Here is a 23,975-nt window from a genome sequence, read left to right as displayed (position 1 = left end):
ATTTAATGGCATCGGCTGCTGAACAGCTAGTTTCCAATCTTAATTTTTCTGCTTTCTCGAAAGCTGAGGAACTTAAGAAGCGTATCTGGTTCACACTGGGCGCTTTGCTCGTGTACCGTTTTGGTACCTATATCCCTCTACCCGGCATCAATCCTGATGCGCTTGCGCAGGCTTTCCAGCAGCATAGCCAGGGTGTGCTTGGACTCTTCAACATGTTTGCCGGTGGTGCTGTTGGTCGTATGGCCATTTTTGCGCTCGGCATTATGCCTTACATTTCCGCCTCCATTATCGTGCAGCTTATGACGTCGGTTGTTCCGACGCTGGAAGCGCTGAAAAAGGAAGGCGAATCGGGTCGTAAGATCATCAATCAGTACACACGTTATGGTACTGTTCTTTTGGCGATCGTTCAGGCCTATGCAATTTCCGTTGGTTTGCAGGCGGGTAACGGTATCGTTACGAACCCTGGACCAATGTTCCTTGTTTCATCGGTCATCACGCTTGTTGGCGGTACGATGTTCCTGATGTGGCTTGGTGAGCAGATCACTGCACGCGGTATCGGTAATGGTATTTCGCTGATCATCTTTGCAGGTATCGTTGCAAACCTTCCGCATGCTATTTCAGGCACGCTGGAACTGGGTCGTACGGGCGCTTTGTCTACTGGCCTGATCCTTGGTGTTATCGTTCTGGCTGTCGCGCTGATTGCGATCATCGTGTTTGTTGAGCGCGCTCAGCGTCGTCTTCTGATACAATATCCGAAGCGTCAGGTTGGCAACCGCATGTTCCAGGGTGATACTTCGCACCTGCCACTTAAGCTGAACACTGCTGGTGTTATTCCTCCGATCTTCGCTTCGTCGCTTCTGCTTTTGCCTGCGACTGTCGCTGGTTTCGCGAATACGGCTGAAATGCCTGCTTGGGGTACGACTATTCTCAATGCCCTCGGCCATGGTCAGCCGCTTTATATGCTGTTCTATGCTGCGTTGATGGCATTCTTCTGCTTCTTCTATACGGCGATTGTGTTCAATCCCAAGGACACTGCTGACCAGCTTAAGAAGCACTCCGGCTTTATTCCGGGCATCCGTCCGGGCGAGCGTACAGCCGAGTACATAGACTATGTGTTGACCCGCATTACGGTTGTCGGCGCTATCTATATCGTTCTTGTCTGCCTTCTGCCGGAATTTCTGATTTCTGCGACCGGTGTACCTTTCTATCTTGGCGGTACGTCGCTGCTGATCGTGGTCAGCGTTACGCTCGATACGGTTGCGCAAATTCAGGGACACCTTGTCGCCCATCAGTATGAAGGGTTGATCAAGAAGTCCAAACTCAGAGGTGGGAAACGCAGTAAATGAGACTAATACTTCTTGGGCCGCCCGGAGCAGGTAAGGGGACGCAGGCTGGACTTCTTACCAAGAAGCATGGAATACCTCAGCTTTCGACTGGCGACATGCTGCGTGCAGCAGTCGCACAGCAAAGCGAAATCGGTAAGCGCGCCAAGGCCGTCATGGATTCTGGTCAGCTCGTTTCTGATGAGATCGTAAACCAGATCGTTTCGGAGCGCATTGACGCTCCGGATTGTGCCGGTGGTTTCATTCTCGATGGATACCCACGAACAGTTCCACAAGCGCAGGCGCTTGGTGAAATGCTTCGTGGCAAAGGCTTGAAGCTTGATGCGGTCATCGAGCTGAAGGTTGATGAGAACGCGTTGGTCAACCGGATGGAGAGCCGTGTCGCCGAGACGATTGCTAAAGGTGGTCAGGTTCGTTCTGACGATAATCCTGAAGCTTTCCGTAAGCGTCTGGTTGAATATCGTGAGAAGACATCGCCGCTCTCGGAGTATTATGCTGGAACAGGCGAATTGCGCGTTTTAAACGGCATGGCACCTGTTGAAGAGGTCACTGCTGAAATCGAGAGAATTCTCGTTCCTGCTTGAGTGGGTAAGGATTAGGCTCAAATGAGCCTTCATGAATTACGGGCAGAGAAGCATCTTTTGTTTTTCTGCCCGTTTGTCGCTTCCAAAAGTTGCTTTTAATGTCTGCAAGGTTGTTACGGCGACTTTACGGACAGTTAAGAGTTGACTTTTTCGGGCGATTCCGTCAAAGACTGCGCCACTTCAATTTGTTTTGAATGGTCGGTTCTGGCGGAAATAGTAAGAGGCCGGGACCGGTCAAACAATGCTGTCTGGTTGATCGCATCGCCCAGATGGATTTTTATATAACCAAGGAGAACAGACGTGGCACGTATAGCTGGCGTCAACATCCCAACGAACAAGCGCGTTATCATTGCGCTTCAGTACATTCATGGGATTGGACCAAAATTTGCTCGTCAGATCGTAACGAAAGTTGGGATTGCTGACGACCGTCGTGTAAATCAGCTTTCGGATGCTGAAGTCCTTCAGATCCGTGAAGCAATTGATGCTGATTACCGCGTTGAAGGTGATCTGCGTCGTGAAGTTTCCATGAACATCAAGCGTTTGATGGACCTTGGCTGCTACCGCGGTCTGCGTCATCGTCGTTCGCTGCCAGTTCGTGGTCAGCGTACGCATACCAATGCACGTACCCGTAAGGGTCCAGCAAAGGCTATCGCAGGTAAGAAGAAGTAATTTTCGGCAGAACCATTCGTTCTGCCGGGCTTGCCCTTGATTGGGTGGGTTCGGTGCTGGTCCTTATCAAAGGGCTGGTGGAGCCGCTGGAATTACGGCGGTGTCGAGATCGAGTTTTGAAAGGACTATCATGGCTAAGGAAGCCCAGCGTATTCGCCGTCGCGAGCGCAAAAACATCTCGTCGGGCGTTGCCCACGTAAATTCGACGTTCAACAACACCATGATCACCATTACGGATGCACAGGGCAATGCGATTGCCTGGTCGTCTGCAGGTGCTCAGGGTTTCAAGGGTTCGCGTAAGTCGACCCCGTTTGCCGCACAGATCGCTGCTGAAGATTGCGCCAAGAAGGCTCAGGAACATGGCATGCGCTCCCTCGAAGTCGAGGTTTGCGGACCGGGTTCTGGCCGTGAATCCGCGCTGCGCGCCCTCCAGGCTGCTGGCTTTGTGATCACGTCGATCCGCGATGTTACGCCGATCCCGCACAACGGTTGCCGTCCGCGCAAGAAGCGCCGGGTCTAATTTCTTTTATATGCTGCATGAACCCCGAAGGTGACTTCGGGGTTCCTCTGCGGTTCTTCACAGGATCGCTACGATTGGATAGTAGCGACAGTTGATAGAGGAAAAATACATGATCCAGAAAAACTGGCAGGAACTCATTAAGCCGAATAAGGTGGATTTCATCACCAACGGCTCCCGCACGCGTGCAACCGTTGTTGCTGAACCGCTGGAACGCGGTTTTGGTCTGACACTCGGCAATGCTCTGCGTCGCGTACTTCTGTCGTCGCTGCGCGGCGCAGCAGTTACCGCTGTTCAGATCGACGGAGTTCTGCATGAGTTCTCTTCTATTCCGGGCGTCCGCGAAGACACCACGGATATTGTTCTGAACGTCAAGGAAATCGCCATCCGTATGGAAGGCGAGGGCCCGAAGCGCATGGTTGTCCGTAAGGAGGGCCCGGGCGTTGTTACGGCTGGTGACATTCAGACTGTTGGCGATGTCGAGATCCTTAACCCGGAACACGTCATCTGCACACTGGATGAAGGCGCTGAGATCCGCATGGAATTCACCGTTAACACCGGTAAGGGCTATGTGCCTGCCGACCGTAATCGTGCGGAAGATGCTCCAATCGGCCTTATTCCGGTTGATAGCCTTTATTCGCCGATCCGCAAGGTATCGTACAAGATTGAGAACACCCGTGAGGGCCAGGTTCTTGATTATGACAAGCTGACGCTCAACATCGAAACCAATGGTTCGGTGAGCGGTGAAGATGCCGTTGCTTATGCAGCACGCATTCTTCAGGACCAGCTGGCTGTCTTCGTTAACTTCGAAGAGCCACAGAAGGAAGCTCCGCAGGAACAAGTTGCGGAGCTCGCTTTCAATCCGGCTCTGCTCAAGAAGGTTGACGAACTCGAGCTGTCAGTACGTTCGGCAAACTGCCTGAAGAACGACAACATCGTCTATATCGGCGATCTGATCCAGAAGACGGAAGCCGAGATGTTGCGGACTCCGAATTTCGGCCGCAAGTCGCTCAACGAGATCAAGGAAGTTCTGGCGTCGATGGGTCTCCATCTTGGTATGGAAATCCCAGCCTGGCCGCCTGAAAATATCGAAGATCTCGCCAAGCGCTACGAAGACCAATATTAAGACCGGACAATTCCGGCTGAACTGAATTAAAGGAGAAGGCCATGCGCCACGGTAATGGACAGCGTAAGCTGAACCGCACTGCCTCGCATCGCAAGGCAATGTTCGCCAACATGGCGGCTTCGCTCATCGAGCATGAACAGATTGTGACCACGCTTCCTAAAGCTAAGGAAATCCGTCCAATCGTAGAAAAGCTTGTCACACTCGGCAAGCGCGGTGATCTGCATGCACGTCGTCAGGCGATTTCCGCTATCCGTGACGTACAGCTGGTTGCTAAGCTGTTCGACACACTTGCTACACGTTACGCAACCCGTAACGGCGGCTACATCCGCATCATGAAGGCAGGCTTCCGCACCGGTGACAATGCACCGATGGCAGTTGTCGAATTCGTTGAACGCGATGTCGATGCGAAGGGCAAAGCTGATCGCGCACGCGTTGAAGCTGAAGCCGCTGCTGAAGCAGCCGCAGCGTAATTCACGCTTTGTAATGATTAAGAAGGGTCGCCTCGTGCGGCCCTTTTTGTTTTAAGCTTTGGTTCCACCAAGCATTACAAAGCTGTAATGCTGTTTGCCACAATACAGCCCTTTATCCTTGGCCTTGTTGCCTCCATATTGTTCTCAACCCGATGAATCGGGTTTCGGAAAGAAAGCTGGAGTGAGCGGATGAATTTGCGGCGATTGGGAATTACGGGTGTTGTTCTAGCTTCTGTCAGTATGATGGTGTTGCCGACATTTGCGCAGGACAATCCTGCGCCGGTTCAAGGAAAGCAGATCCCGCTGAGCCGAGGCGACATGCAGCTGTCTTTTGCGCCGCTTGTTAAACAGACTGCGCCGGCTGTGGTGAATGTCTATGCAGCGCGGCAAGTGCAGCAACGCCCATCACCTTTTGCGGGTGATCCATTTTTTGAGCAGTTTTTCGGCAAACAATTTGGCGGTACAGGCAAGCCACGCACGGAACAATCGCTCGGTTCGGGTGTGATCGTCGATTCATCGGGCATTGTCGTGACCAACAATCACGTTATCAAGGATGCAGACGAGATCAAGGTCGCTCTGTCTGATGGTCGTCAACTTGAGAGCAAAGTTTTGCTTCGCGACGAGACCACTGATCTTGCGGTTCTTAAGATTGAAGCAAAAGAGAAATTCCCAGTCGTTTCGCTTGGTAACTCTGACGATGTTGAAGTTGGCGATCTGGTTCTCGCGATCGGCAATCCATTTGCTGTCGGGCAAACTGTTACGAGCGGTATCGTGTCAGCGCAGTCGCGCACACAGGTCGGCGTCTCTGATTTCGACTTCTTCATTCAGACAGACGCCGCCATCAATCCGGGTAATTCGGGTGGTGGTCTGATCGATATGCGCGGTCGCCTTATCGGTATCAACACAGCTATTTATTCACGCTCTGGCGGTTCGGTGGGTATCGGGTTTGCAATTCCATCGAATATGGTTCGCGCAGTTGTTGATGCTGCGTTGAGCGGCAGCACCAGTTTTGAGCGTCCTTTCATTGGTGCGACTTTCCAGAACATCACACCTGATGTCGCTGAAAGTCTTGGTATGGATAAGTCGTTTGGTGTGCTGGTGACGGCTGTTACCAAGGGCGGACCAGCAGAAAAGGCAGGATTGAAAGTCGGTGACGTTGTTCTTTCCGTCCAGGATGTGCGTGCCGACAATATCGACGTTCTCGGTTATCGCCTCTCAACCGCAGGCATTGGCAATACGGTTATGCTTGATATTGTGCGTAATGGAAAGGACAGCAAGCTGCCTGTAAAACTGGCAAAAGAGCCAGAAGCCAAACCACAGCAGAAGCAGACAATTAAGGGCGATAATCCGTTTGAAGGAGCAGTCGTTGAGGAAATCACTCCCGCAATGGCCTCGAAGATGCGACTGCGTGACGGTTCGCGCGGTGTAATCGTCACTGATGTGATTGTTAATTCGCAAGCAGCTCAGCTTGGTTTGCGCCAGCGCGATATTATTCGCGGAATCAATGGCAATCCGATCCGTACGATCAATGATTTGACCTCGGCGCTTAATGGCGGACGGGGTCTGGCATGGCGGCTTGAAGTTGAGCGCAATGGTGCTTTGATCCGCCAGTTCGTTCGCTGACCTCATCGCTAAGCATTTAAAGTTGCATGTCGTTTCAGGCGGGACTATGCCTGAAACGACATTTGTTTTTATGGCATCGAGCGAAGCGAAATGAGCGATCTATTTTCCACTGCGGCTGATCCGAATGCCGACCGTAACAGGCCGCTTGCCGATCGCCTTCGTCCGCGCGAACTGTCGGAAGTAACGGGGCAGGAACATCTAACTGGTCCAGAAGGCATTCTCACACGGATGATCGCCTCTGGCTCGCTCGGGTCTATGATTTTCTGGGGCCCTCCTGGAACTGGCAAAACCACTGTTGCACGATTGCTCGCAGGCGAAACCGAGCTTGCGTTCGAGCAGATTTCAGCGATTTTTTCCGGTGTAGCTGATCTTAAGAAAGTCTTTGAGGCTGCGCGTGCGCGCCGCATGTCTGGTCGCCAAACTCTGTTGTTTGTGGACGAGATTCATCGTTTCAATCGTGCGCAACAGGATAGTTTTCTTCCTGTGATGGAAGATGGCACCGTTATTCTGATTGGTGCGACGACAGAAAATCCATCCTTTGAACTCAACGCCGCTTTGCTGTCTCGGGCGAGGGTGCTAACTTTTCATCCGCATGACGCATTGAGTATTGCGACACTTCTGACACGCGCTGAAGAGCAGGAAGAGCGTCCCTTACCGCTTGATGAAGAAGCACGCGCTAGCCTTATTCGCATGGCGGATGGCGATGGCCGCGCATCTTTAACACTTGCAGAAGAAGTATGGCGGGCTGCCCGACCGGGCGAGATATTTGATGCGGAAAAGTTGCAGGATGTCGTGCAGCGCCGTGCGCCCGTTTATGACAAAGGACAGGACGGCCATTACAACCTTATTTCCGCGCTGCATAAATCCGTGCGTGGGTCTGACCCTGACGCAGCACTCTATTATCTCTGCCGCATGTTTGATGCAGGAGAAGATCCGCTTTATCTGGGGCGTCGGCTGGTTCGCATGGCAGTGGAGGACATCGGTCTTGCCGATCCGCAAGCGCTTGCGATCTGCAATGCGGCGAAGGATGCTTACGATTATCTCGGCTCTCCGGAAGGCGAGCTGGCCTTGGCACAGGCCTGCGTTTATCTGGCAACCGCTCCAAAATCCAATGCTGTTTATATGGCCTATAAAGCTTCGATGCGTGCGGCAAAGGAGAATGGTTCTCTCTTACCACCAAAGCACATTCTTAATGCGCCGACCAAGCTTATGAAAAGTGAAGGTTATGGTGATGGCTATGCTTATGACCATGATCAGCCTGACGCTTTCTCTGGGCAAGACTATTTCCCGGAGGCTATGGGGCGACAGGTTTTCTACGATCCACCGGAGCGTGGCTTTGAGCGTGAAATTCGTAAGCGTCTCGATTACTGGTCGCGTTTAAGAGCTGAGCGTCAGGGGCGCCGATGAACGCCGACCGCTACATTTAAAACTATTCGCGCGGCCTTATAGTCACATTTCGGCCTTCATCTATCAGCTTAGAGCGAAGAAGATTGCAACCTATGGCTTTATTCCACAGGTCGCGTCCTTCATTTATTTTCCAATAAATACAACGATCCGGCAACTCAAAGCGGTATGCTTAAACAATCTGGTAACCATATACAGATCAGACACTTAGCTTAAGTTGTACTTAATGTTTAAAATTCATCAAAATTTATAATTTCTACGAGGTTTGTCCATGACGCGCGTATTGATGCTCGTTGCGCTCGTTATTCTTGGTGGTTGTGCAACTGCGCCTCGGCAGGTCAGCAATGTTTGCGCTGTTTTTGACCAGCGCGACGGCTGGATTAATAACTGGCAATCGGATGCAACGCGGGTTTCGCGTGAATTTGGCGTTCCGGTGCATGTTTTAATGGCGACGATTTATACCGAATCTGGTTTCCGTCCGTATGCGCGTCCGCCACGCACAAAGCTGTTCGGCTTTATTCCATGGAAGCGCGCTTCAAGCGCCTATGGCTATTCGCAGGCGCTCAATGGAACTTGGGATCGCTACAAGCGCGAAACAGGGCGCTGGACTGCATCGCGCAGCAATTTTGGTGACGCTATTCATTTCATCGGCTGGTATCATAATGAAAGTAGCCGGAGAAATGGCATTAACCGTAATGATGCTTACAGGCTCTATCTCGCCTATTATTCGGGCCATGGCGGTTATCCCCGCGGTGTCTGGCGTAATAACTCGACAGCCCTGAACGGAGCCAAACGCGCTCAGAACATGGCCAGCCGCTATGCGACCCAGCTGCGTTCTTGTGGGCGTATGGGCTAAAATGGCTTGGAATGTGCTGTAAAATTGGCGATAAAGGGATTTAAGGCCACCATCCAGCCGTATTCGAAGTTATCATTCGCGGCGAATCTAACATTGAGGATGACGTTTTTTATGCTGAAGAAACTTGGAATTGTCTTTATCGGGGCCACATTTCTGGCAGGCTGTACATCGACTGACCCATATACGGGCCAGGAAAAGATGTCGAACACTGCTGGAGGCGCGGCTATCGGTGCTGCCGTTGGTGCGCTCGGCGGCCTGATGGTTGGTGGTTCCAGCCGCGCACAGCGTAATGCGGTTCTGATCGGTGCCGGTATTGGTGCGCTTGGTGGCGGTGCTATCGGTAATTACATGGATCGTCAGGAATCCGAGTTGCGTAATCAGTTGCAGGGTACTGGTGTTTCCGTGACCCGTAATGGCGATCAGATTATCCTCAACATGCCTTCAGCGATTACATTTGATACCGATCAGGATCAGGTGAAAAGCCAGTTTTATCCAACTCTGAACTCGGTCGCGATTGTCTTGCGCAAATTCAATCAGACACTGGTTGATGTATATGGCTTTACCGACTCGACCGGTAGCGCGAGCTACAATCAGGGCCTGTCGCAGCGCCGTGCAGCCTCCGTTGCAAGCTATCTCGGCTCGCAGGGCATTGATCCACGCCGCTTCGCAGTTATCGGCTATGGCGCAAGTCAGCCAGTCGCCAGCAACGCAACGCCGGAAGGCCGTGCACAGAATCGTCGTGTGGAAATTCAGATTTCTCCGCTGCGCGGCGTACAGCAGTAATTCGAAGTTAGTATTTTTAAGCGATTTGGCGCAGTCTTTCGAAAGAAGGGCTGCGTTTTCATTTGTGAGCAGCGAATCGAGCAGTAAATTTCCATGCTTTTTGCAACTAAAGCGTGGACAGTTTTTAAGATTATAGCTTTCTAATATATAAGAACAATAAAAGAACAAAAAATCTTATTTGTTTAAAAACAATAACTTGAGCTTATTGCAAAATGAGAACAAAACAGATACAAATAGATATTGGCGATAAGCCCGATGGGCTTCTAGCGAGACAAGAGGATGGTGTAAGATGTCTCAGAAATCATTGCGACTCGTTGAGGATAATTCAGTGGATAAGACTAAGGCTCTGGATGCGGCGTTGTCGCAAATTGAACGTGCGTTCGGCAAGGGCTCTATCATGCGGCTCGGTCAGAACGAGGTCGTTGATATTGAGACTGTGCCAACAGGCTCGCTTTCTTTGGATATTGCATTGGGCGTCGGCGGTCTGCCCAAGGGACGTATCGTAGAAATTTATGGCCCTGAAAGCTCGGGTAAGACGACGCTAGCGCTGCATACGATTGCAGAAGCACAGAGAAAAGGCGGTATCTGCGCATTCGTTGACGCGGAACATGCACTTGATCCTGTTTATGCACGCAAGCTCGGCGTTGATCTAGAAAACCTCCTGATTTCGCAGCCCGATACGGGCGAGCAGGCGCTCGAAATCACCGATACGCTGGTGCGTTCTGGTGCGATTGACGTTCTCGTCGTCGACTCGGTTGCGGCTCTTACACCGCGCGCTGAAATTGAAGGCGAAATGGGTGATTCTCTGCCAGGGCTTCAGGCCCGCCTGATGAGTCAGGCACTGCGTAAGCTCACAGCTTCGATCTCGCGTTCGAATTGCATGGTCATCTTCATCAATCAGATTCGCATGAAGATCGGCGTGATGTTCGGATCGCCTGAAACGACAACCGGCGGTAATGCGCTCAAGTTCTATGCTTCGGTGCGTCTTGATATTCGGCGCATCGGTTCTATCAAGGAGCGTGATGAAGTTGTTGGCAACCAAACCCGCGTCAAGGTGGTCAAGAACAAGCTTGCCCCTCCTTTCAAGCAGGTAGAGTTCGACATCATGTATGGTGCCGGTGTTTCTAAGACAGGCGAATTGGTCGATCTTGGTGTGAAGGCTGGTATTGTCGAAAAGTCGGGCGCTTGGTTCTCTTATAATTCGCAGCGTCTGGGGCAGGGCCGTGAAAACGCCAAGCAGTACCTGAAAGACAATCCGGAAGTCGCAAAAGAGATTGAAACGACACTTCGTCAAAATGCAGGTCTCATCGCTGAGAAGTTCATTGAAGATGGTGGTCCGGAATCTGATGATGGTCCGGATGCAGCTGAAGCATAAGCTTTGCGTTGATATGAAATAGAGAAAGCCCTGCACTAAAGTGTGGGGCTTTTGCTTTTTAAGCCCAATACTGTTGCATAGTTGCCGTTTTCTGCATTTGCGGCAGAAATTGCTTTTATAGCGCACACTGCTTATCTGGACAGAAAAGCAGTGCCCCGTTAAAAGCGGACAACCGAAATTCCACCTCAAGGACTTTCCATTATCGGGCAGTCGAAGCGTGGCGGCAGATCAAGCCGTTAAATGCCGTATTCCTGCGGGTGGAGATTATATAATTGATGCGTTTTCGATTGCGCATCTCATGCAGGGCAGAAAATGTCCAAGGGTGAATTATGGCTGGCGTCAACGAGATAAGGTCCACATTCCTCGACTATTTCCGTAAGAACGGACATGAAGTCGTTTCATCAAGTCCGCTCGTTCCTCGAAACGACCCGACGCTGATGTTCACCAATGCGGGCATGGTGCAGTTCAAGAATGTTTTCACTGGTCTTGAACAGCGCCCTTACAGCCGCGCAACTACGTCGCAGAAATGTGTGCGTGCTGGCGGCAAGCATAACGATCTGGATAATGTGGGCTATACAGCACGCCACCACACATTCTTTGAAATGCTGGGTAACTTTTCTTTCGGCGATTACTTCAAGGAAGAGGCGATCGCGCATGCATGGAATCTGATCACCAAGGAGTTTGGCCTTAACAAGGACAAACTGCTGGTCACAGTTTATCATACGGATGATGACGCAGCGAATTTCTGGAAGAAGATTGCCGGTCTTTCGGATGGTCGTATCATCCGCATTGCCACGAATGATAATTTCTGGGCGATGGGCGATACCGGCCCTTGCGGTCCTTGCTCGGAAATTTTCTACGATCATGGGGATCATATCTGGGGTGGACCTCCAGGATCGGCTGATGAAGATGGCGATCGTTTCATTGAAATCTGGAACCTCGTTTTCATGCAGTTCGAGCAGGTTACACCTGATCAGCGCATTGATTTGCCACGTCCGTCGATTGATACGGGCATGGGTCTTGAGCGTGTTGCGGCCGTACTTCAGGGCGTACACGACAATTACGACATTGATCTTTTCAAGGCGCTGATCCGTGCTTCCGAAGAAGCAACAGGCGTTAAGGCTGAAGGTGATTTCCGCGCCAGCCATCGCGTGATTGCAGACCATCTGCGTGCATCAAGCTTCCTGATTGCCGATGGTGTTTTGCCGTCGAATGAAGGTCGCGGTTATGTGCTGCGCCGCATTATGCGCCGCGCCATGCGTCATGCGCAACTGCTCGGTGCCAGCCAGCCATTGATGTGGCGTCTGCTGCCAGCGCTGATCCGTGAAATGGGTCAGGCTTATCCGGAACTCATCCGCGCAGAAGCGCTGATTTCAGAAACGCTTAAGCTGGAAGAAACCCGTTTCCGCAAGACATTGGAACGCGGTCTCGGCCTGCTTTCTGATGCTTCGGAAAATCTGGTTGAAGGTGATCGTCTCGATGGCGAAACCGCGTTCAAGCTTTACGATACTTATGGTTTCCCACTTGATCTGACGCAGGACGCTTTGCGCCAGCGCGGTGTAACCGTTGACACCAATGGCTTCAACACTGCTATGCAGCGACAGAAGGCGGAAGCACGCGCCAACTGGACGGGTTCGGGCGAAGCTGCAGCCGAAACCATCTGGTTTGGTATCAAGGATAAGGTCGGCGCGACCGAATTCCTCGGCTATGAAACCGAAAGTGCTGAAGGCGTTATTTCCGCTCTCGTGCGCGATGGTGCAGAAGTATCATCGGCTGCTGAAGGTGAAACCGTATCCGTCGTTGTCAACCAGACGCCATTCTATGGCGAATCCGGTGGTCAGCAAGGCGATACGGGTACGATCTCCGGCGAAGGTTTTGTCATTGCTGTTCGCGAAACGCTCAAAAAAGGCGAAGGCCTCTTTGTCCATATTGGCGAAGTCACCAAGGGTTCGGCTAAGGTCGGCGATGCGGTTGAGCTGAAGGTTGACGGTGAGCGCCGTACACGCATTCGTTCCAACCACTCTGCAACCCATCTGCTGCATGAAGCGCTGCGTGAAACGCTCGGCTCGCATGTTGCGCAGAAGGGTTCGCTCGTTGCACCTGATCGTTTGCGTTTCGACTTCTCGCATCCAAAGCCGATTTCGGCTGAGGAACTGACTGCTGTTGAAAATCTCGCCAACGAAATCATTCTGCAGAATGCGCAAGTTACCACACGCTTGATGGCGGTGGATGATGCGATTGCTGAAGGTGCAATGGCGCTGTTTGGCGAAAAATACGGCGATGAAGTCCGTGTTGTTTCGATGGGCACAGCCAAGCACGGTGAAAAGGCTGGTAAGGCTTATTCGGTTGAACTTTGCGGCGGTACTCATGTGCGCCAGACCGGTGATATTGGTCTCGTCCGTATTCTGTCCGACAGCGGTGTTGCTGCCGGTGTTCGTCGTATGGAAGCGCTAACGGGTGAGGCGGCTCGCCTTTACCTCGAAGAACAGGACGAGCGCGTCAAGGCAATCGCTGGTGTGTTGAAAACCTCGCCATCGGAAGCTCTGGATCGCGTGAACGCACTTATTGACGAACGCAAGAAACTGGAACGCGAACTCACCGAAGCACGCAGACAGCTAGCGCTAAGTGGCGGTTCTTCCGATGGTGGCAGCGCAGTTGAAACAGTCAATGGAGTCAATTTCCTCGGCAAGGTTGTAACTGGCGTTTCGCCACGTGATCTCAAGCCACTTGCTGACGAAGGCAAGAAGCAGGTTGGCTCCGGTGTTGTTCTCTTCGTTGGTGTTGGTGAAGACGGTAAAGCAAGTGCTGTTGCTGCTGTAACCGAAGATCTGGTTGGTCGTTTCAGTGCGGTTGATCTCGTGCGTGTGGCATCCAGCGCTCTTGGTGGCGCAGGTGGCGGCGGTCGCCCTGATATGGCACAGGCGGGTGGTCCCGATGGCACCAAGGCAAATGATGCAGTCGCAGCGGTTAAAGCGCTGATCGTCTGATAAATTACATATAAGAATGAAAAGGCCGGGATTTTCCCGGCCTTTTTTATGCTGCATGCATCTTGCGGCTATCGTCCGGTGCTTCTTCGCGTTGATCCAACCCATAATCGCGAGCGACATTGGCAACACGCAGGCGGTAGTTTTCAAAAACTCCGCCACGTCCCTTCGTCTGCGCTATTCGATGAGTTGGAAGATTGCGCCACTGTTTCACGGCCTCTTCGTCGCGCCAGAAGGAGAGAGACAGTAGCTTTTCTGGCTCAACCAGACTTTGAAAACGTTCTATGGATATGAAGCCATCAATTTTTGCCAGATCAGCGCGCAGGCTAGAAGCAATATCGAGATATTGGTCGCGCCGTTCTTCATCTGCCGGCCAGACTTCAAAGATGACAGCGATCATGGTTTGATAAACTCCGCATGTGGAGCTGATTGAAGCTTCAGAAAGATGCGTTCTTCGGAGCGGATAAACTGCTCACGTTTTGCGAATTCATAGTTAGCCCGGCCGATTGGGTCAGCGGCCAGACGTGCGCGAAATTGTTCGTAGGCGGCGAGATTTTCGACGGAGTAGACACCATAAGCGGTCGTGGTCGAGCCTTCATGCGGACCGAAATAGCCAATGAGGTTTGCGCCGCAACGTGGGCTTGCTTGGCCCCAATTGCGCGCATATTCAGCGAAGGCGTCGGCTTTGAACGGATCGATTTGATAGCGGATGAAGCAGGTAATCATTTTATCTCCTGATTTTTGAAGTTTCTGGAGATGGTTTTAGCTTATTGAACGTTGTCCATGCTTCGGTTAGCATCGAAGTATGAAAGACGGACCAATCATAGCTTCTGTTGCGGCCCTATTGGGCGATCCTGCGCGCGCAAATATGTTGACGGCGCTGATGGATGGGCGCGCTTTGACGGTAAGCGAACTCGCTGCCGCGGCTGGTGTGACGATCCAGACTGCGAGCGGACATCTCTCAAAACTTGATGCTGCCAATTTGCTGGTGGCTGAAAAGCAGGGCAGGCATCGGTATTTCAGGCTATCAGGGACTGATGTGGCGCAGGTGCTAGAAGGGCTGATGGGGCTTGCACAGCGCACCGGGGCCGTGCGTGTTCGCACAGGTCCGAAAGATCATGCACTGCGTAAGGCGCGCATTTGTTATGATCATCTGGCGGGCGAGCGCGGCGTGGAAATGCTGGACGCCTCTTACAGGCTTGGTCTTATGGGCGACGCTAACGAGCCACTCCTTACTGATGAAGGAAAGACATTCTTCTCGTGCCTTGGCATTGATGTCGATGCGCTGCAGAAAGGCAAGCGACCGCTCTGCCGCCATTGTCTCGACTGGAGCGAGAGACGCAATCACTTAGGCGGTGCGCTTGGTGCAGCAATTCTGAAAAACTTCATCGATAGTGGCTGGGCGCGCCGGGAAGAGGGCCGAGTTATCGCCTTCTCGCCCAGTGGTGCGCAGGCTTTTGCAAAGGCTTTTCAGCTTTGATGTGAAGGTCTCTCGGCGTTAAAGCGCTTTTCGATACTGGATGAAGCCGGATGCCTGCGCGATGTTATCGTATAGACGACGTGCGGTGGCGTTGCTTTCATGTGTGAGCCAATAGAGGCGGCCTGCACCCTCGGCGCGAGCGAGATCAGCCACAGCTTCAATCAGAGCAGCGCCTGTACCTTTTCCGCGCTGACTGTTTTCAACATAGAGGTCTTGCAGATAGCACGTCCATTTTCGCAGCCAGCACGAGCGATGAAAAATCACATGCACGATACCAACGAGTTTTCCGTCGTCATCGAAAGCGCCCAAAGCATGCATGGGTTCTGATGTATCGTGGAAGCGTTGCCATGTAATGTTGGTGGTTTCAGCAGGAATATCGACTTCGTAAAAGACCTGATAGGCTTTCCATAAAGGTTCCCATGCAGCGCGGTCTTGCGGCGTTAATGCCCGAATTGTCGACATATCAATCCTCCCTGTTTCTGTAACAACAGATTATCGAGGACTAATTGTGCTTGCGAGGGATAAATAGTGACGCACAAATAAAAAACGGCGGGAAATTCCCGCCGCTTTTTTTGTTCATTCAGGTCGGCTTAAGCAGCCATTGCCTTCTGAAGGTTTTCATCGATCTTGTCGAGGAAGCCAGTGGTCGAGAGCCATGGCTGATCTGGACCGATAAGCAGCGCCAGATCCTTGGTCATGTAGCCGCTTTCGACAGTGTCCACGCAGACCTTTTCCAGCGTGTCAGCAAAGCGCTTCAGTTCTGCATTATCGTCTAGCTTTGCACGATGTGCGAGGCCGCGGGTCCATGCGAAGATCGAAGCGATTGAGTTGGTCGAGGTTTGCTCGCCCTTCTGATGCTGGCGATAGTGACGGGTCACTGTGCCGTGTGCAGCTTCTGCTTCAACGGTCTTGCCATCTGGCGTCATCAGAACCGAGGTCATCAGGCCGAGTGAGCCGAAGCCCTGTGCTACGATGTCGGACTGCACGTCGCCGTCGTAGTTCTTACAAGCCCAGACATAACCGCCCGACCACTTGAGAGCCGATGCAACCATGTCGTCGATCAGGCGATGTTCGTACCAGATCTTTACTTCTTTGAACTTATCAGCGAATTCAGCCTGATAGACTTCTTCGAAGATATCCTTGAAGCGACCGTCATAAGCCTTGAGAATGGTGTTCTTGGTCGAGAGATAAACCGGATAGTTGCGCTGCAAGCCGTAGTTCAGCGAAGCGCGCGCAAATTCACGGATCGATTCGTCGAGGTTGTACATGGCCATTGCCACGCCAGCAGCCGGAGCCTGATAGACTTCGTGCTCGATGGTTTCGCCATCTTCACCGACGAACTTGATCGACAGCGTGCCTTTGCCCGGGAATTTGAAATCGGTCGCGCGGTACTGGTCACCGAAAGCATGACGGCCAACGATGATTGGCTGTGTCCAGCCTGGAACCAGGCGAGGGACGTTTTTGCAAATGATTGGTTCGCGGAAAATAACGCCGCCGAGGATGTTACGGATGGTGCCGTTTGGCGACTTCCACATCTTCTTAAGCTTGAATTCTTCAACGCGAGCTTCGTCTGGCGTTATGGTTGCGCACTTTACGCCAACGCCGTGTTCTTTGATGGCGTTTGCTGCGTCAATGGTGACCTGATCGTTGGTCGCATCGCGGTGCTCGACCGAAAGATCGTAATATTTTAGATCGATGTCGAGGTAAGGATGGATCAGCTTGTCCTTGATGAACTGCCAGATGATGCGGGTCATCTCATCGCCGTCAAGTTCAACGACCGGGTTTGCAACCTTGATTTTTGCCATTGATAATGCCTCTCATTGAATGCGTCGCGCCCGTATAGCATCGGTAAGCGCTAAGGCAAAGTGTCAGAGGCTTATTCTTTGGCCTATAGGCGATTTTTCAGGCCGCGTGATGCGCAGATTTTTGCCACGCGGAGTGCGGATCACGATAAGTTTCTTTTTCGCGCCGCAAGATTTCTTCTGCATCAAGTGTGGAGATTGCAGTTTTTCTGTCGGACGGGATCAATCCATTGACCTGAAGCGCAAGATAGCGCCCGCAGCATACGCGCAGAAATGATGCAAAATTATCGAGGTCGTGACCGTCTGCGCGTGATTCTTCATAGAGTTTGCCGAGCAGACGGCTGACGCTCATGTCATCACGTGCGGCAATATCTTCCAGCGCTGACCAGAAGAAGTTCTCCAGCCGTACACTTGTTACGACGCCATCAATACGCAGTGAACGCGTTACGCTTTGCCAGAGTTGCTGCTCCGCCCCTATGAACAATCTGCACATGACTTTCTCCCGTTTTTCCCGAGGGGCAGTGTCGCGCAGATTGCTGTTGGCTGCAACTTACTTGAGTGGTTGAACCGTATAAGTGATGCTTCCGGCTGTTGCTTCATCAATGTTGAATGTGAGGTCGCTGATTGTTACCTGCCGTTGATCAGCGGGAAATTCTATGGTCTGGCCACTCGCCGGAAAATCCAAGCTATCAATTGAATAACCTCTGACTTCAAATTGCATCTTGCCTGCTTCAATGCCGGCAAAGACAACATCATAGATACGTCCGCTTTCTTTGGCCTGGTAATCGTCTTTGGACGGAAGCATGGTCCCTTTGCTGTAGTCGCGCGGCGGAACAATAGGATTGCCGGACAGCACGAACTGCGTCTGACCGAAGGTGTCCGGCGACGGAGCCGGATATTGTTCAGAAATGACCGCCACTTCTGCGCTAGCGGCTTCCTGCGCATTGGCGAGATTTGCTGGGCCGAAGAGAATTGCGCTGATGCTTACAGCAAACGAGAGAGCGACAGTTTTGGCGGGTTTCATGTGGTCTTCCATCTCATTTCAAGAAAGCCTTTCCAGCATATTTACCGGAAAGGCTCTGATTTGGCATTTTTAATGAAATGCCATGCATGATGAAAGCTGTGGTTTAGACCCTCTCTCAGCTATGCGTGATTTTTGTGCCGAGAACTGCGAGGAACTGCGAAAGCCATGCCGGATGGGCAGGCCATGCGGGAGCCGTCACAAGGTTTCCGTCAGTCACTGCCTGATCGACTGGGATATCGGCGTAGGTTCCGCCTGCGAGCTCAACTTCAGGGCGGCAGGCCGGATAAGCGGAGCAGGTACGGCCTTCGAGAACACGCGCGGCGGCGAGTAGTTGTGCGCCATGGCAGACAGCTGCAACTGGCTTGTTGGCTTCAAAGAAATGCTCAACGATTGCAATAACTTTGTCATCAAGGCGCAGATATTCTGGTCCACGTCCGCCGGGAATAACCAGCGCGTCGTAGCTCTCGGCCCTCACATCGGCAAATGTCGCATTGAGCGTGAAATTATGGCCGGGCTTTTCAGTATAGGTCTGGTGCCCTTCGAAGTCGTGAATAGCGGTTGCAATGGTGTCGCCCGCCTTTTTACCGGGGCAAACCGCATGGACCTTGTGCCCAACGGCGAGAAGCGTCTGGAACGGCACCATGGTTTCGTAATCTTCGCAGAAATCACCGCAGATCATGAGAATCTTTTTGCCGGACATGATTGTCCTCCCTGTTAAACTCGATGTCGGTTGGCGCAGTCTGCCATGGAAGGGCCGAAGACTGGTGTTATTCCGCTACTACACGTGATTTTTCGATCCTGTTTGTAAGGGGAATCTTTGCGATTCTCTGTCAAACATGTCAGGGAAGCGCCGTGTTGATATAGTAGTGACGGAAATTATCATGGCAGGTACAGACAAACAGCGCCCTTTGATCACCGAAGGTCCGGCGATCATTCTGGTTAATCCGCAATTGCCGGAGAACATCGGCATGGTGGCGCGCGCCATGGCAAATTTTGGTCTTGCCGAATTGCGTCTTGTGCAGCCGCGTGAAGAGTTTCCAAGCGAGAAAGCCCGCGCTGCTGCAAGCAAGGCGGATCATATCATCGATAATGCGGTTGTTTATGATGATCTCCCATCAGCACTTGCCGATCTCAATTTCGTTTATGCCACCACAGCGCGTGAGCGTGATGGCTTCAAACAGGTGCGTAGCCCGGTGGAAGCTAATGGCGAATTGCGTCGTCGTTTCAGGGCCGGTGAGAAGACTGGCATTATGTTCGGTCGCGAGCGTTTTGGCCTTAGCAATGAGGAAGTTGGTCTTGCGGATGAACTGGTGACGTTCCCGGTTAATCCAGCCTTTGCATCGCTCAATATCGCGCAGGCTGTTCTGCTCATGTCCTACGAGTGGATGAAGTCAGGCCTTGAGAGCGAGACGGATACGGTATTCCGTGGTCCAGAAATGGAAGCAGCGCCCAAGCAGGAATTGCAGAGTCTTTTCAACCATCTGGAAGAGGCGCTTGATATTCGGGGTTATTTCCGCCCTGAGGCCAAAAAAGAAATCATGGTCAATAATCTGCGGTCGGTGTTGACGCGCGCGGGTTTTGCATCGGCAGAACTCAAGCTTCTGCGCGGCGTGATCACATCGCTTGATGTGTTTACACCCAAGAAGCCGCGTGGTTCGGCTGCACCAGAAAGCCGTGCGCGCAAACCGGCAACAGAGGACAAGGCTGAATGAAACCAGCATCCGCAGCAGAGCGTTTCGGTAACTCTTCTATCGCGATTGAAAGACCAGTTCTGGTTTTCGACAGCGGTATCGGCGGTCTGACGGTTTTGCGCGAGTTGCGGGTTATGATGCCAGATCGGCGGTTTGTATATATCGCCGATGATGCCGGCTTTCCCTATGGGGACTGGGAAGAAGAAGCGCTGCGCGCGCGCATTGTCGAACTTTTTGGCAAGTTTATCGCAGAGCATGATCCTGAAATCGCGGTAATCGCCTGCAACACAGCCTCGACACTGGTACTTGATGATCTGCGTCGCGCTTATCCTTTGGTGCCTTTTGTCGGAACTGTTCCGGCGATCAAGCCTGCTGCCGAACGCACTTCGTCGGGACTTGTCTCCGTGCTTGCAACGCCCGGTACGGTCAAGCGTGCCTATACGCGTGATCTTATCCAGTCTTTCGCGACGCAATGCCATGTGCGGCTCGTTGGAGCTGACCAGCTTGCAGGTGTAGCGGAAGCACATATTCGCGGCGAGAAAATCGATGAGGCGCTGGTCGTTGAGCAGATCATGCCGTGCTTTGTGAAAAAGGACGGTGAGCGCACGGACATTGTCGTGCTGGCCTGCACGCATTACCCGTTCCTTGCCAATGTGTTTCGCCGACTTGCACCTTGGCCGGTCGATTGGCTCGATCCTGCCGAGGCGATAGCACGACGTACGGTTTCGCTTTTGCAGCCACGCGAGCTTGATGAGAGACTTCATCATCATGATGATCGTGCTGTCTTCACATCGAATAAGCCGGATTATGCCATTCGTCGTCTAATGCAGGGTTTTGGATTACATTTCTCGGAATAAAAATTATAACTCAATTGTTTAATAAAATAATTTAACGTATTGTTTTTGAATAGGAATCACCCGAAAATGAAATTCATTTCCGGGTGATGGTACAAGCTGATTAGCTTGCTGCTTCCTGTCGTGTATCGCGTTTTGCCTGTGCGACACTAGCAGCTTTTTTCAAGCGTCCACGCTCCATTGGCCGGATGAGGCTGTCTGCTTTTTCATTGGGAATATTGCGCATTCCGTGGCGCGCATGTCGGGTGTTAAAAGTGTTGTCCGGCTTTTCATTGGCTTTTTTCGTTGCCAATGCCTTTTTTGCATTTGTAACCAGATCATTGCTTGCCGACATACTGCGGCGGCGATCGACTTCTGCATTGATGCGGCGCATGGCCATGGCCAGAACTGAAACTTTAAGATGCGAGCCTTCGTCAGCTTTTGATGCCGATGCGCCTCGTGCGGCTCCTTTTCCGCGCATTTCGCGGCGGCGCTGATGGGCCTGATCGCGGGCTTTGCTGCGGCGGTCGCGCAAAAGCTTTGCAAGCTGCGAAAGTTCGGCATCGGGAACTTCCTGAAGAATTGGGTGGTGGGATTTTTCTACCAGTTCGCGTTCTTCTGCATTCAGCGCACGGGCTTCTTCCTTTCGTGTGATGGCCATGAGATGTCCTTTCTGGTTCTGATGAATTTCTACACTTTTGGATATAGGCATCAGAAGTTGCAGGAAAAGGCAGATACCGCAGTTTTAGACGGAACCATCCATGCAAAGTTCCGTTTTCATAGTGATAAAAGCGGAGGTGAAATCATGGATATTATTGAAACCCGCATCAGTTCGCTTGGTGGATTTGCCACCTATCTGGTGGAGTTCATAACTGAAGGCGAAGAGCGCATTACTGTTAAGGTCGAGAATGATACAGGAGCTGAGCTTCCACGTGATGCGGTAATACGTAAGGCGGCTTTGAAGCTCGGTGAGGCGCTTGGTGTGGCATGTCTTGAATGTGGCATTGAGCCCGAAACCCAGATTACGCTACCAAGTGCTCGCCGCGCCGGTGACCGAACAGAATTGGAGCGGCAGCTTGATGAGGGCTTGGAAGATAGTTTTCCGGCAAGTGATCCGGTTTCAGTAACATCTTCCACCATTGCCGGGTTTGCAGGGCCAAAGAACTGATTGGTCTCGAAGCAATAAAGCCGGACAGTTCGTCCGGCTTCTCAAGTCGTTGATAAAATGAGTCTTGTTTGCACCGTATCCGTCTGATCTTATTCAGAGATTACGACGTTTTCCTTCCATCAGATCAAGCACTGCTCGTGCGCAATCAAGCACATTTGTTCCGGGGCCGAAGACTGCCGACACACCATGATCGAACAGATATTGGTAGTCTTGACGCGGAACAACGCCTCCACAAACGACGATGATATTTTCAGCACCTTTTTTGCGTAGAGTTTCGACAAGCTGCGGCAGAAGAGTTTTATGCCCGGCTGCGAGTGACGACACCCCGAGCACATGCACCTTTGCCTTAATTGCCATATCGGCTGCTTCATCGGGCGTCTGGAACAAAGGCCCGGCCAGTACCTCAAAACCAATGTCGCCAAAGGCAGATGCGATGATTTTTGCGCCACGGTCGTGTCCATCCTGACCAAGCTTTGCCACCATCAGACGCGGCTTGTCGCCTGTGTTCTTGGAGAACTCTTCGAGGCGCTCCACAAGCGTTGAATATTCCGGCTCATTCTCATAGGCTGTGCCGTAGACGTCTTTTACGACTTTTGGCACTGCCGCATGATCGCCGAAAGCGCTGCGCATGGCGTCTGAAATTTCGCCGACGGTTGCGCGTGCACGCGAGGCCTCCACCGCTGCCGCCAAGATATTGCCTTCACCAGTCTTTGCGACCTTTTCCAGTTCTGAGAGAGCTGCTTCGACTTTGGCCTTGTTGCGGGTTTCTTTGATGCGGTTGAGGCGTGCGATCTGCGAATTACGCACGGCAGTATTATCGATTTCGAGAATGTCGATATTGTCTTCCTGCTCCAGACGGAACTTGTTGACGCCGACAATCACCTCTTCGCCCTTGTCGACGGCAGCCTGTCGGCGTGTGGCGGCTTCTTCGATCAATCGTTTTGGCAGGCCGCTTTCAACGGCCTTGGTCATGCCGCCTAAGCCTTCGACTTCTTCAATCAGCGCCCAAGCTTTTCCCGCGAGTTCGTTGGTCAGGCTTTCAATGTAGTAGGAGCCCGCCAGCGGATCGACAACTTTGGTAACGCCGGTTTCGTTTTGCAGAATAAGCTGCGTGTTGCGGGCAATACGGGCAGAAAATTCTGTCGGCAAAGCAATAGCTTCGTCAAAAGAATTGGTGTGCAGCGATTGCGTGCCGCCAAGCGCCGCCGACATAGCCTCAAAGGCCGTTCGTACGATGTTATTGTAAGGGTCTTGTTCCTGCAAAGACACGCCGGATGTTTGGCAATGGGTGCGCAGCATCAGCGAGCCCGGCTTCTTTGGGTCGAATTCCTTCATGATGCGTGACCAGAGCATGCGGGCTGCGCGCAGCTTGGCGATTTCCATGAAGAAGTTCATGCCAATGGCGAAGAAGAACGACAGACGCCCAGCAAATTCATCGACATTGAGGCCCTTTTTGAGCGCCGCGCGCACATATTCGCGACCATCGGCCAGCGTGAAAGCCAGTTCCTGCACCAGCGTCGCACCAGCTTCCTGCATGTGATAGCCGGAGATAGAAATCGAATTGAATTTCGGCATTTCCGTTGCGGTATAGGCGATGATGTCCGCAATAATCCGCATGGAGGGTTCCGGCGGATAGATATAGGTGTTGCGGACCATAAACTCTTTGAGAATATCATTCTGAATAGTGCCGGAAAGCAGGTCGCGCGAAACGCCCTGTTCTTCACCAGCCACGATAAAATTGGCGAGGATCGGGATTACGGCGCCATTCATCGTCATGGAGACAGAGATCTTGTCAAGCGGGATGCCATCAAAGAGGATTTTCATATCCTCGACAGAATCAATCGCCACACCTGCCTTACCCACATCGCCTTCAACGCGCGGATGATCGCTGTCATAGCCGCGATGCGTCGCAAGATCAAAAGCAACCGATACGCCTTGCTGACCGGCTGCAAGTGCTTTGCGGTAGAAGTTGTTCGATTCTTCGGCTGTCGAAAATCCTGCATATTGCCGGATGGTCCATGGGCGACCGGCATACATGGTTGCACGCGGACCGCGCAGGAACGGTTCAAAACCGGGCAGGGTGTCGAGATGATCGATTGGAGCCAAATCGTCAGCCGTGTAAAGCGGCTTCACGTCAATGCCTTCGGGTGTGTGCCAGACAAGGCTATCGGCAGGGCGCTTCAGTTCCTTTTCGGCCAGTTTCGACCAATCGTTTTTTGTGGGGCGCTCGCTCATATCCGTCC

The 23,975-nt window shown here is 52.2% G+C and carries 25 protein-coding genes; 16 read left to right on the top strand and 9 right to left on the bottom strand.

Annotated elements, in window-relative coordinates; genetic code table 11:
• The first annotated feature begins 5 nt into the window (after window positions 1–5).
• The 12 genes from secY (at window position 6) to alaS (ending at window position 13,737) form a co-directional block, all read left to right on the top strand.
• Window positions 6–1,346, top strand: coding sequence for a preprotein translocase subunit SecY (gene secY / locus RI570_RS01410; RefSeq protein WP_250040979.1), 1,341 nt, complete (start codon window positions 6–8; stop codon window positions 1,344–1,346).
• Window positions 1,343–1,927 carry an adenylate kinase gene (locus RI570_RS01405; RefSeq protein WP_313826625.1) on the top strand — a complete coding sequence of 195 codons (585 nt, stop codon included), beginning with the start codon at window positions 1,343–1,345 and terminating at the stop codon, window positions 1,925–1,927. The genes secY and RI570_RS01405 overlap by 4 nt, the downstream gene beginning before the upstream one ends.
• Window positions 1,928–2,227: 300 nt before the next feature.
• Window positions 2,228–2,596 (top strand): 30S ribosomal protein S13, encoded by a 369-nt coding sequence (rpsM, locus tag RI570_RS01400; protein WP_024897027.1) that lies wholly within the window; start codon window positions 2,228–2,230, stop codon window positions 2,594–2,596.
• A gap of 130 nt (window positions 2,597–2,726) precedes the next feature.
• Window positions 2,727–3,116 carry a 30S ribosomal protein S11 gene (gene rpsK, locus RI570_RS01395; protein WP_024897028.1) on the top strand — a complete coding sequence of 130 codons (390 nt, stop codon included), beginning with the start codon at window positions 2,727–2,729 and terminating at the stop codon, window positions 3,114–3,116.
• A 109-nt stretch (window positions 3,117–3,225) separates the two neighbouring features.
• Complete coding sequence (locus RI570_RS01390) at window positions 3,226–4,239, top strand: DNA-directed RNA polymerase subunit alpha (protein WP_250040976.1); 1,014 nt, start codon at window positions 3,226–3,228, stop codon at window positions 4,237–4,239.
• Window positions 4,240–4,280: 41 nt separating this feature from the next.
• Entirely contained in the window at window positions 4,281–4,709 is a 429-nt protein-coding gene (gene rplQ / locus RI570_RS01385; protein ID WP_313826624.1) for a 50S ribosomal protein L17, read from the top strand.
• 189 nt (window positions 4,710–4,898) lie between these two features.
• Window positions 4,899–6,332 carry a DegQ family serine endoprotease gene (locus tag RI570_RS01380; RefSeq protein ID WP_313826623.1) on the top strand — a complete coding sequence of 478 codons (1,434 nt, stop codon included), beginning with the start codon at window positions 4,899–4,901 and terminating at the stop codon, window positions 6,330–6,332.
• A 90-nt stretch (window positions 6,333–6,422) separates the two neighbouring features.
• On the top strand, window positions 6,423–7,739 hold the full coding sequence (locus RI570_RS01375; RefSeq protein WP_313826622.1) for a replication-associated recombination protein A: 1,317 nt from the start codon (window positions 6,423–6,425) through the stop codon (window positions 7,737–7,739).
• Window positions 7,740–8,007: 268 nt separating this feature from the next.
• The gene (locus tag RI570_RS01370) at window positions 8,008–8,592 is read left to right on the top strand and encodes a hypothetical protein (RefSeq protein ID WP_313826621.1); all 585 of its coding nucleotides are present in this window, start codon (window positions 8,008–8,010) and stop codon (window positions 8,590–8,592) included.
• Between the two features lie 111 nt (window positions 8,593–8,703).
• A complete protein-coding gene (locus RI570_RS01365; RefSeq protein WP_250040970.1) occupies window positions 8,704–9,375 on the top strand; it encodes an OmpA family protein in 672 nt (223 codons plus the stop codon).
• Window positions 9,376–9,664: 289 nt separating this feature from the next.
• Window positions 9,665–10,750 carry a recombinase RecA gene (recA, locus tag RI570_RS01360; protein WP_313826620.1) on the top strand — a complete coding sequence of 362 codons (1,086 nt, stop codon included), beginning with the start codon at window positions 9,665–9,667 and terminating at the stop codon, window positions 10,748–10,750.
• A gap of 329 nt (window positions 10,751–11,079) precedes the next feature.
• The gene (gene alaS / locus RI570_RS01355) at window positions 11,080–13,737 is read left to right on the top strand and encodes an alanine--tRNA ligase (protein WP_313826619.1); all 2,658 of its coding nucleotides are present in this window, start codon (window positions 11,080–11,082) and stop codon (window positions 13,735–13,737) included.
• A 46-nt stretch (window positions 13,738–13,783) separates the two neighbouring features.
• Here alaS and RI570_RS01350 read toward each other — a convergent pair whose 3' ends face one another.
• Both RI570_RS01350 and RI570_RS01345 read right to left on the bottom strand, forming a co-directional pair.
• On the bottom strand, window positions 13,784–14,134 hold the full coding sequence (locus RI570_RS01350) for an antibiotic biosynthesis monooxygenase (protein ID WP_313826618.1): 351 nt from the start codon (window positions 14,132–14,134) through the stop codon (window positions 13,784–13,786).
• On the bottom strand, window positions 14,131–14,460 hold the full coding sequence (locus RI570_RS01345; protein WP_250040966.1) for an NIPSNAP family protein: 330 nt from the start codon (window positions 14,458–14,460) through the stop codon (window positions 14,131–14,133). Before RI570_RS01345 ends, RI570_RS01350 begins: the two co-directional genes overlap by 4 nt.
• A gap of 79 nt (window positions 14,461–14,539) precedes the next feature.
• Here RI570_RS01345 and RI570_RS01340 point away from each other — a divergent pair, with 79 nt between their 5' ends.
• Complete coding sequence (locus RI570_RS01340; RefSeq protein WP_313826617.1) at window positions 14,540–15,214, top strand: helix-turn-helix transcriptional regulator; 675 nt, start codon at window positions 14,540–14,542, stop codon at window positions 15,212–15,214.
• A gap of 18 nt (window positions 15,215–15,232) precedes the next feature.
• On the opposite strand, the gene RI570_RS01335 is transcribed toward RI570_RS01340, so the two are convergent.
• The 5 genes from RI570_RS01335 to RI570_RS01315 form a co-directional block, all read right to left on the bottom strand.
• A complete protein-coding gene (locus tag RI570_RS01335; RefSeq protein ID WP_313826616.1) occupies window positions 15,233–15,676 on the bottom strand; it encodes a GNAT family N-acetyltransferase in 444 nt (147 codons plus the stop codon).
• Between the two features lie 128 nt (window positions 15,677–15,804).
• Window positions 15,805–17,019 carry an NADP-dependent isocitrate dehydrogenase gene (locus RI570_RS01330; protein ID WP_313826615.1) on the bottom strand — a complete coding sequence of 405 codons (1,215 nt, stop codon included), beginning with the start codon at window positions 17,017–17,019 and terminating at the stop codon, window positions 15,805–15,807.
• 97 nt (window positions 17,020–17,116) lie between these two features.
• Window positions 17,117–17,509 (bottom strand): ribbon-helix-helix domain-containing protein, encoded by a 393-nt coding sequence (locus RI570_RS01325; RefSeq protein ID WP_313826614.1) that lies wholly within the window; start codon window positions 17,507–17,509, stop codon window positions 17,117–17,119.
• Between the two features lie 57 nt (window positions 17,510–17,566).
• Window positions 17,567–18,040: a hypothetical protein gene (locus tag RI570_RS01320; RefSeq protein ID WP_313826613.1), complete on the bottom strand. Its 474-nt coding sequence runs from the start codon at window positions 18,038–18,040 to the stop codon at window positions 17,567–17,569.
• 115 nt (window positions 18,041–18,155) lie between these two features.
• A complete protein-coding gene (locus RI570_RS01315) occupies window positions 18,156–18,740 on the bottom strand; it encodes a DJ-1/PfpI family protein (RefSeq protein WP_313826612.1) in 585 nt (194 codons plus the stop codon).
• A gap of 181 nt (window positions 18,741–18,921) precedes the next feature.
• Between RI570_RS01315 and RI570_RS01310 the strand changes: the two genes are divergently transcribed.
• Window positions 18,922–19,752 (top strand): RNA methyltransferase, encoded by an 831-nt coding sequence (locus RI570_RS01310; RefSeq protein WP_313826611.1) that lies wholly within the window; start codon window positions 18,922–18,924, stop codon window positions 19,750–19,752.
• The gene (gene murI, locus RI570_RS01305; protein ID WP_313826610.1) at window positions 19,749–20,588 is read left to right on the top strand and encodes a glutamate racemase; all 840 of its coding nucleotides are present in this window, start codon (window positions 19,749–19,751) and stop codon (window positions 20,586–20,588) included. Before RI570_RS01310 ends, murI begins: the two co-directional genes overlap by 4 nt.
• Window positions 20,589–20,688: 100 nt before the next feature.
• On the opposite strand, the gene RI570_RS01300 is transcribed toward murI, so the two are convergent.
• Entirely contained in the window at window positions 20,689–21,225 is a 537-nt protein-coding gene (locus tag RI570_RS01300; protein WP_313826609.1) for a hypothetical protein, read from the bottom strand.
• Between the two features lie 144 nt (window positions 21,226–21,369).
• Here RI570_RS01300 and RI570_RS01295 point away from each other — a divergent pair, with 144 nt between their 5' ends.
• Window positions 21,370–21,732, top strand: a complete 363-nt coding sequence (locus RI570_RS01295) for a hypothetical protein (RefSeq protein ID WP_313826608.1) — start codon at window positions 21,370–21,372, stop codon at window positions 21,730–21,732.
• Window positions 21,733–21,825: 93 nt separating this feature from the next.
• Here the strand turns inward: RI570_RS01295 and scpA are convergent, their stop codons facing one another.
• Window positions 21,826–23,967 carry a methylmalonyl-CoA mutase gene (scpA, locus tag RI570_RS01290; protein ID WP_313826607.1) on the bottom strand — a complete coding sequence of 714 codons (2,142 nt, stop codon included), beginning with the start codon at window positions 23,965–23,967 and terminating at the stop codon, window positions 21,826–21,828.
• Window positions 23,968–23,975 lie beyond the last annotated feature (8 nt).

It is taken from the genome of Brucella pseudogrignonensis (genome assembly GCF_032190615.1).
GTDB lineage: Bacteria > Pseudomonadota > Alphaproteobacteria > Rhizobiales > Rhizobiaceae > Brucella > Brucella pseudogrignonensis_B.
Note: the sequence above shows the minus strand (reverse complement) of the source record. Positions and strands in the feature narration are given on the sequence as shown.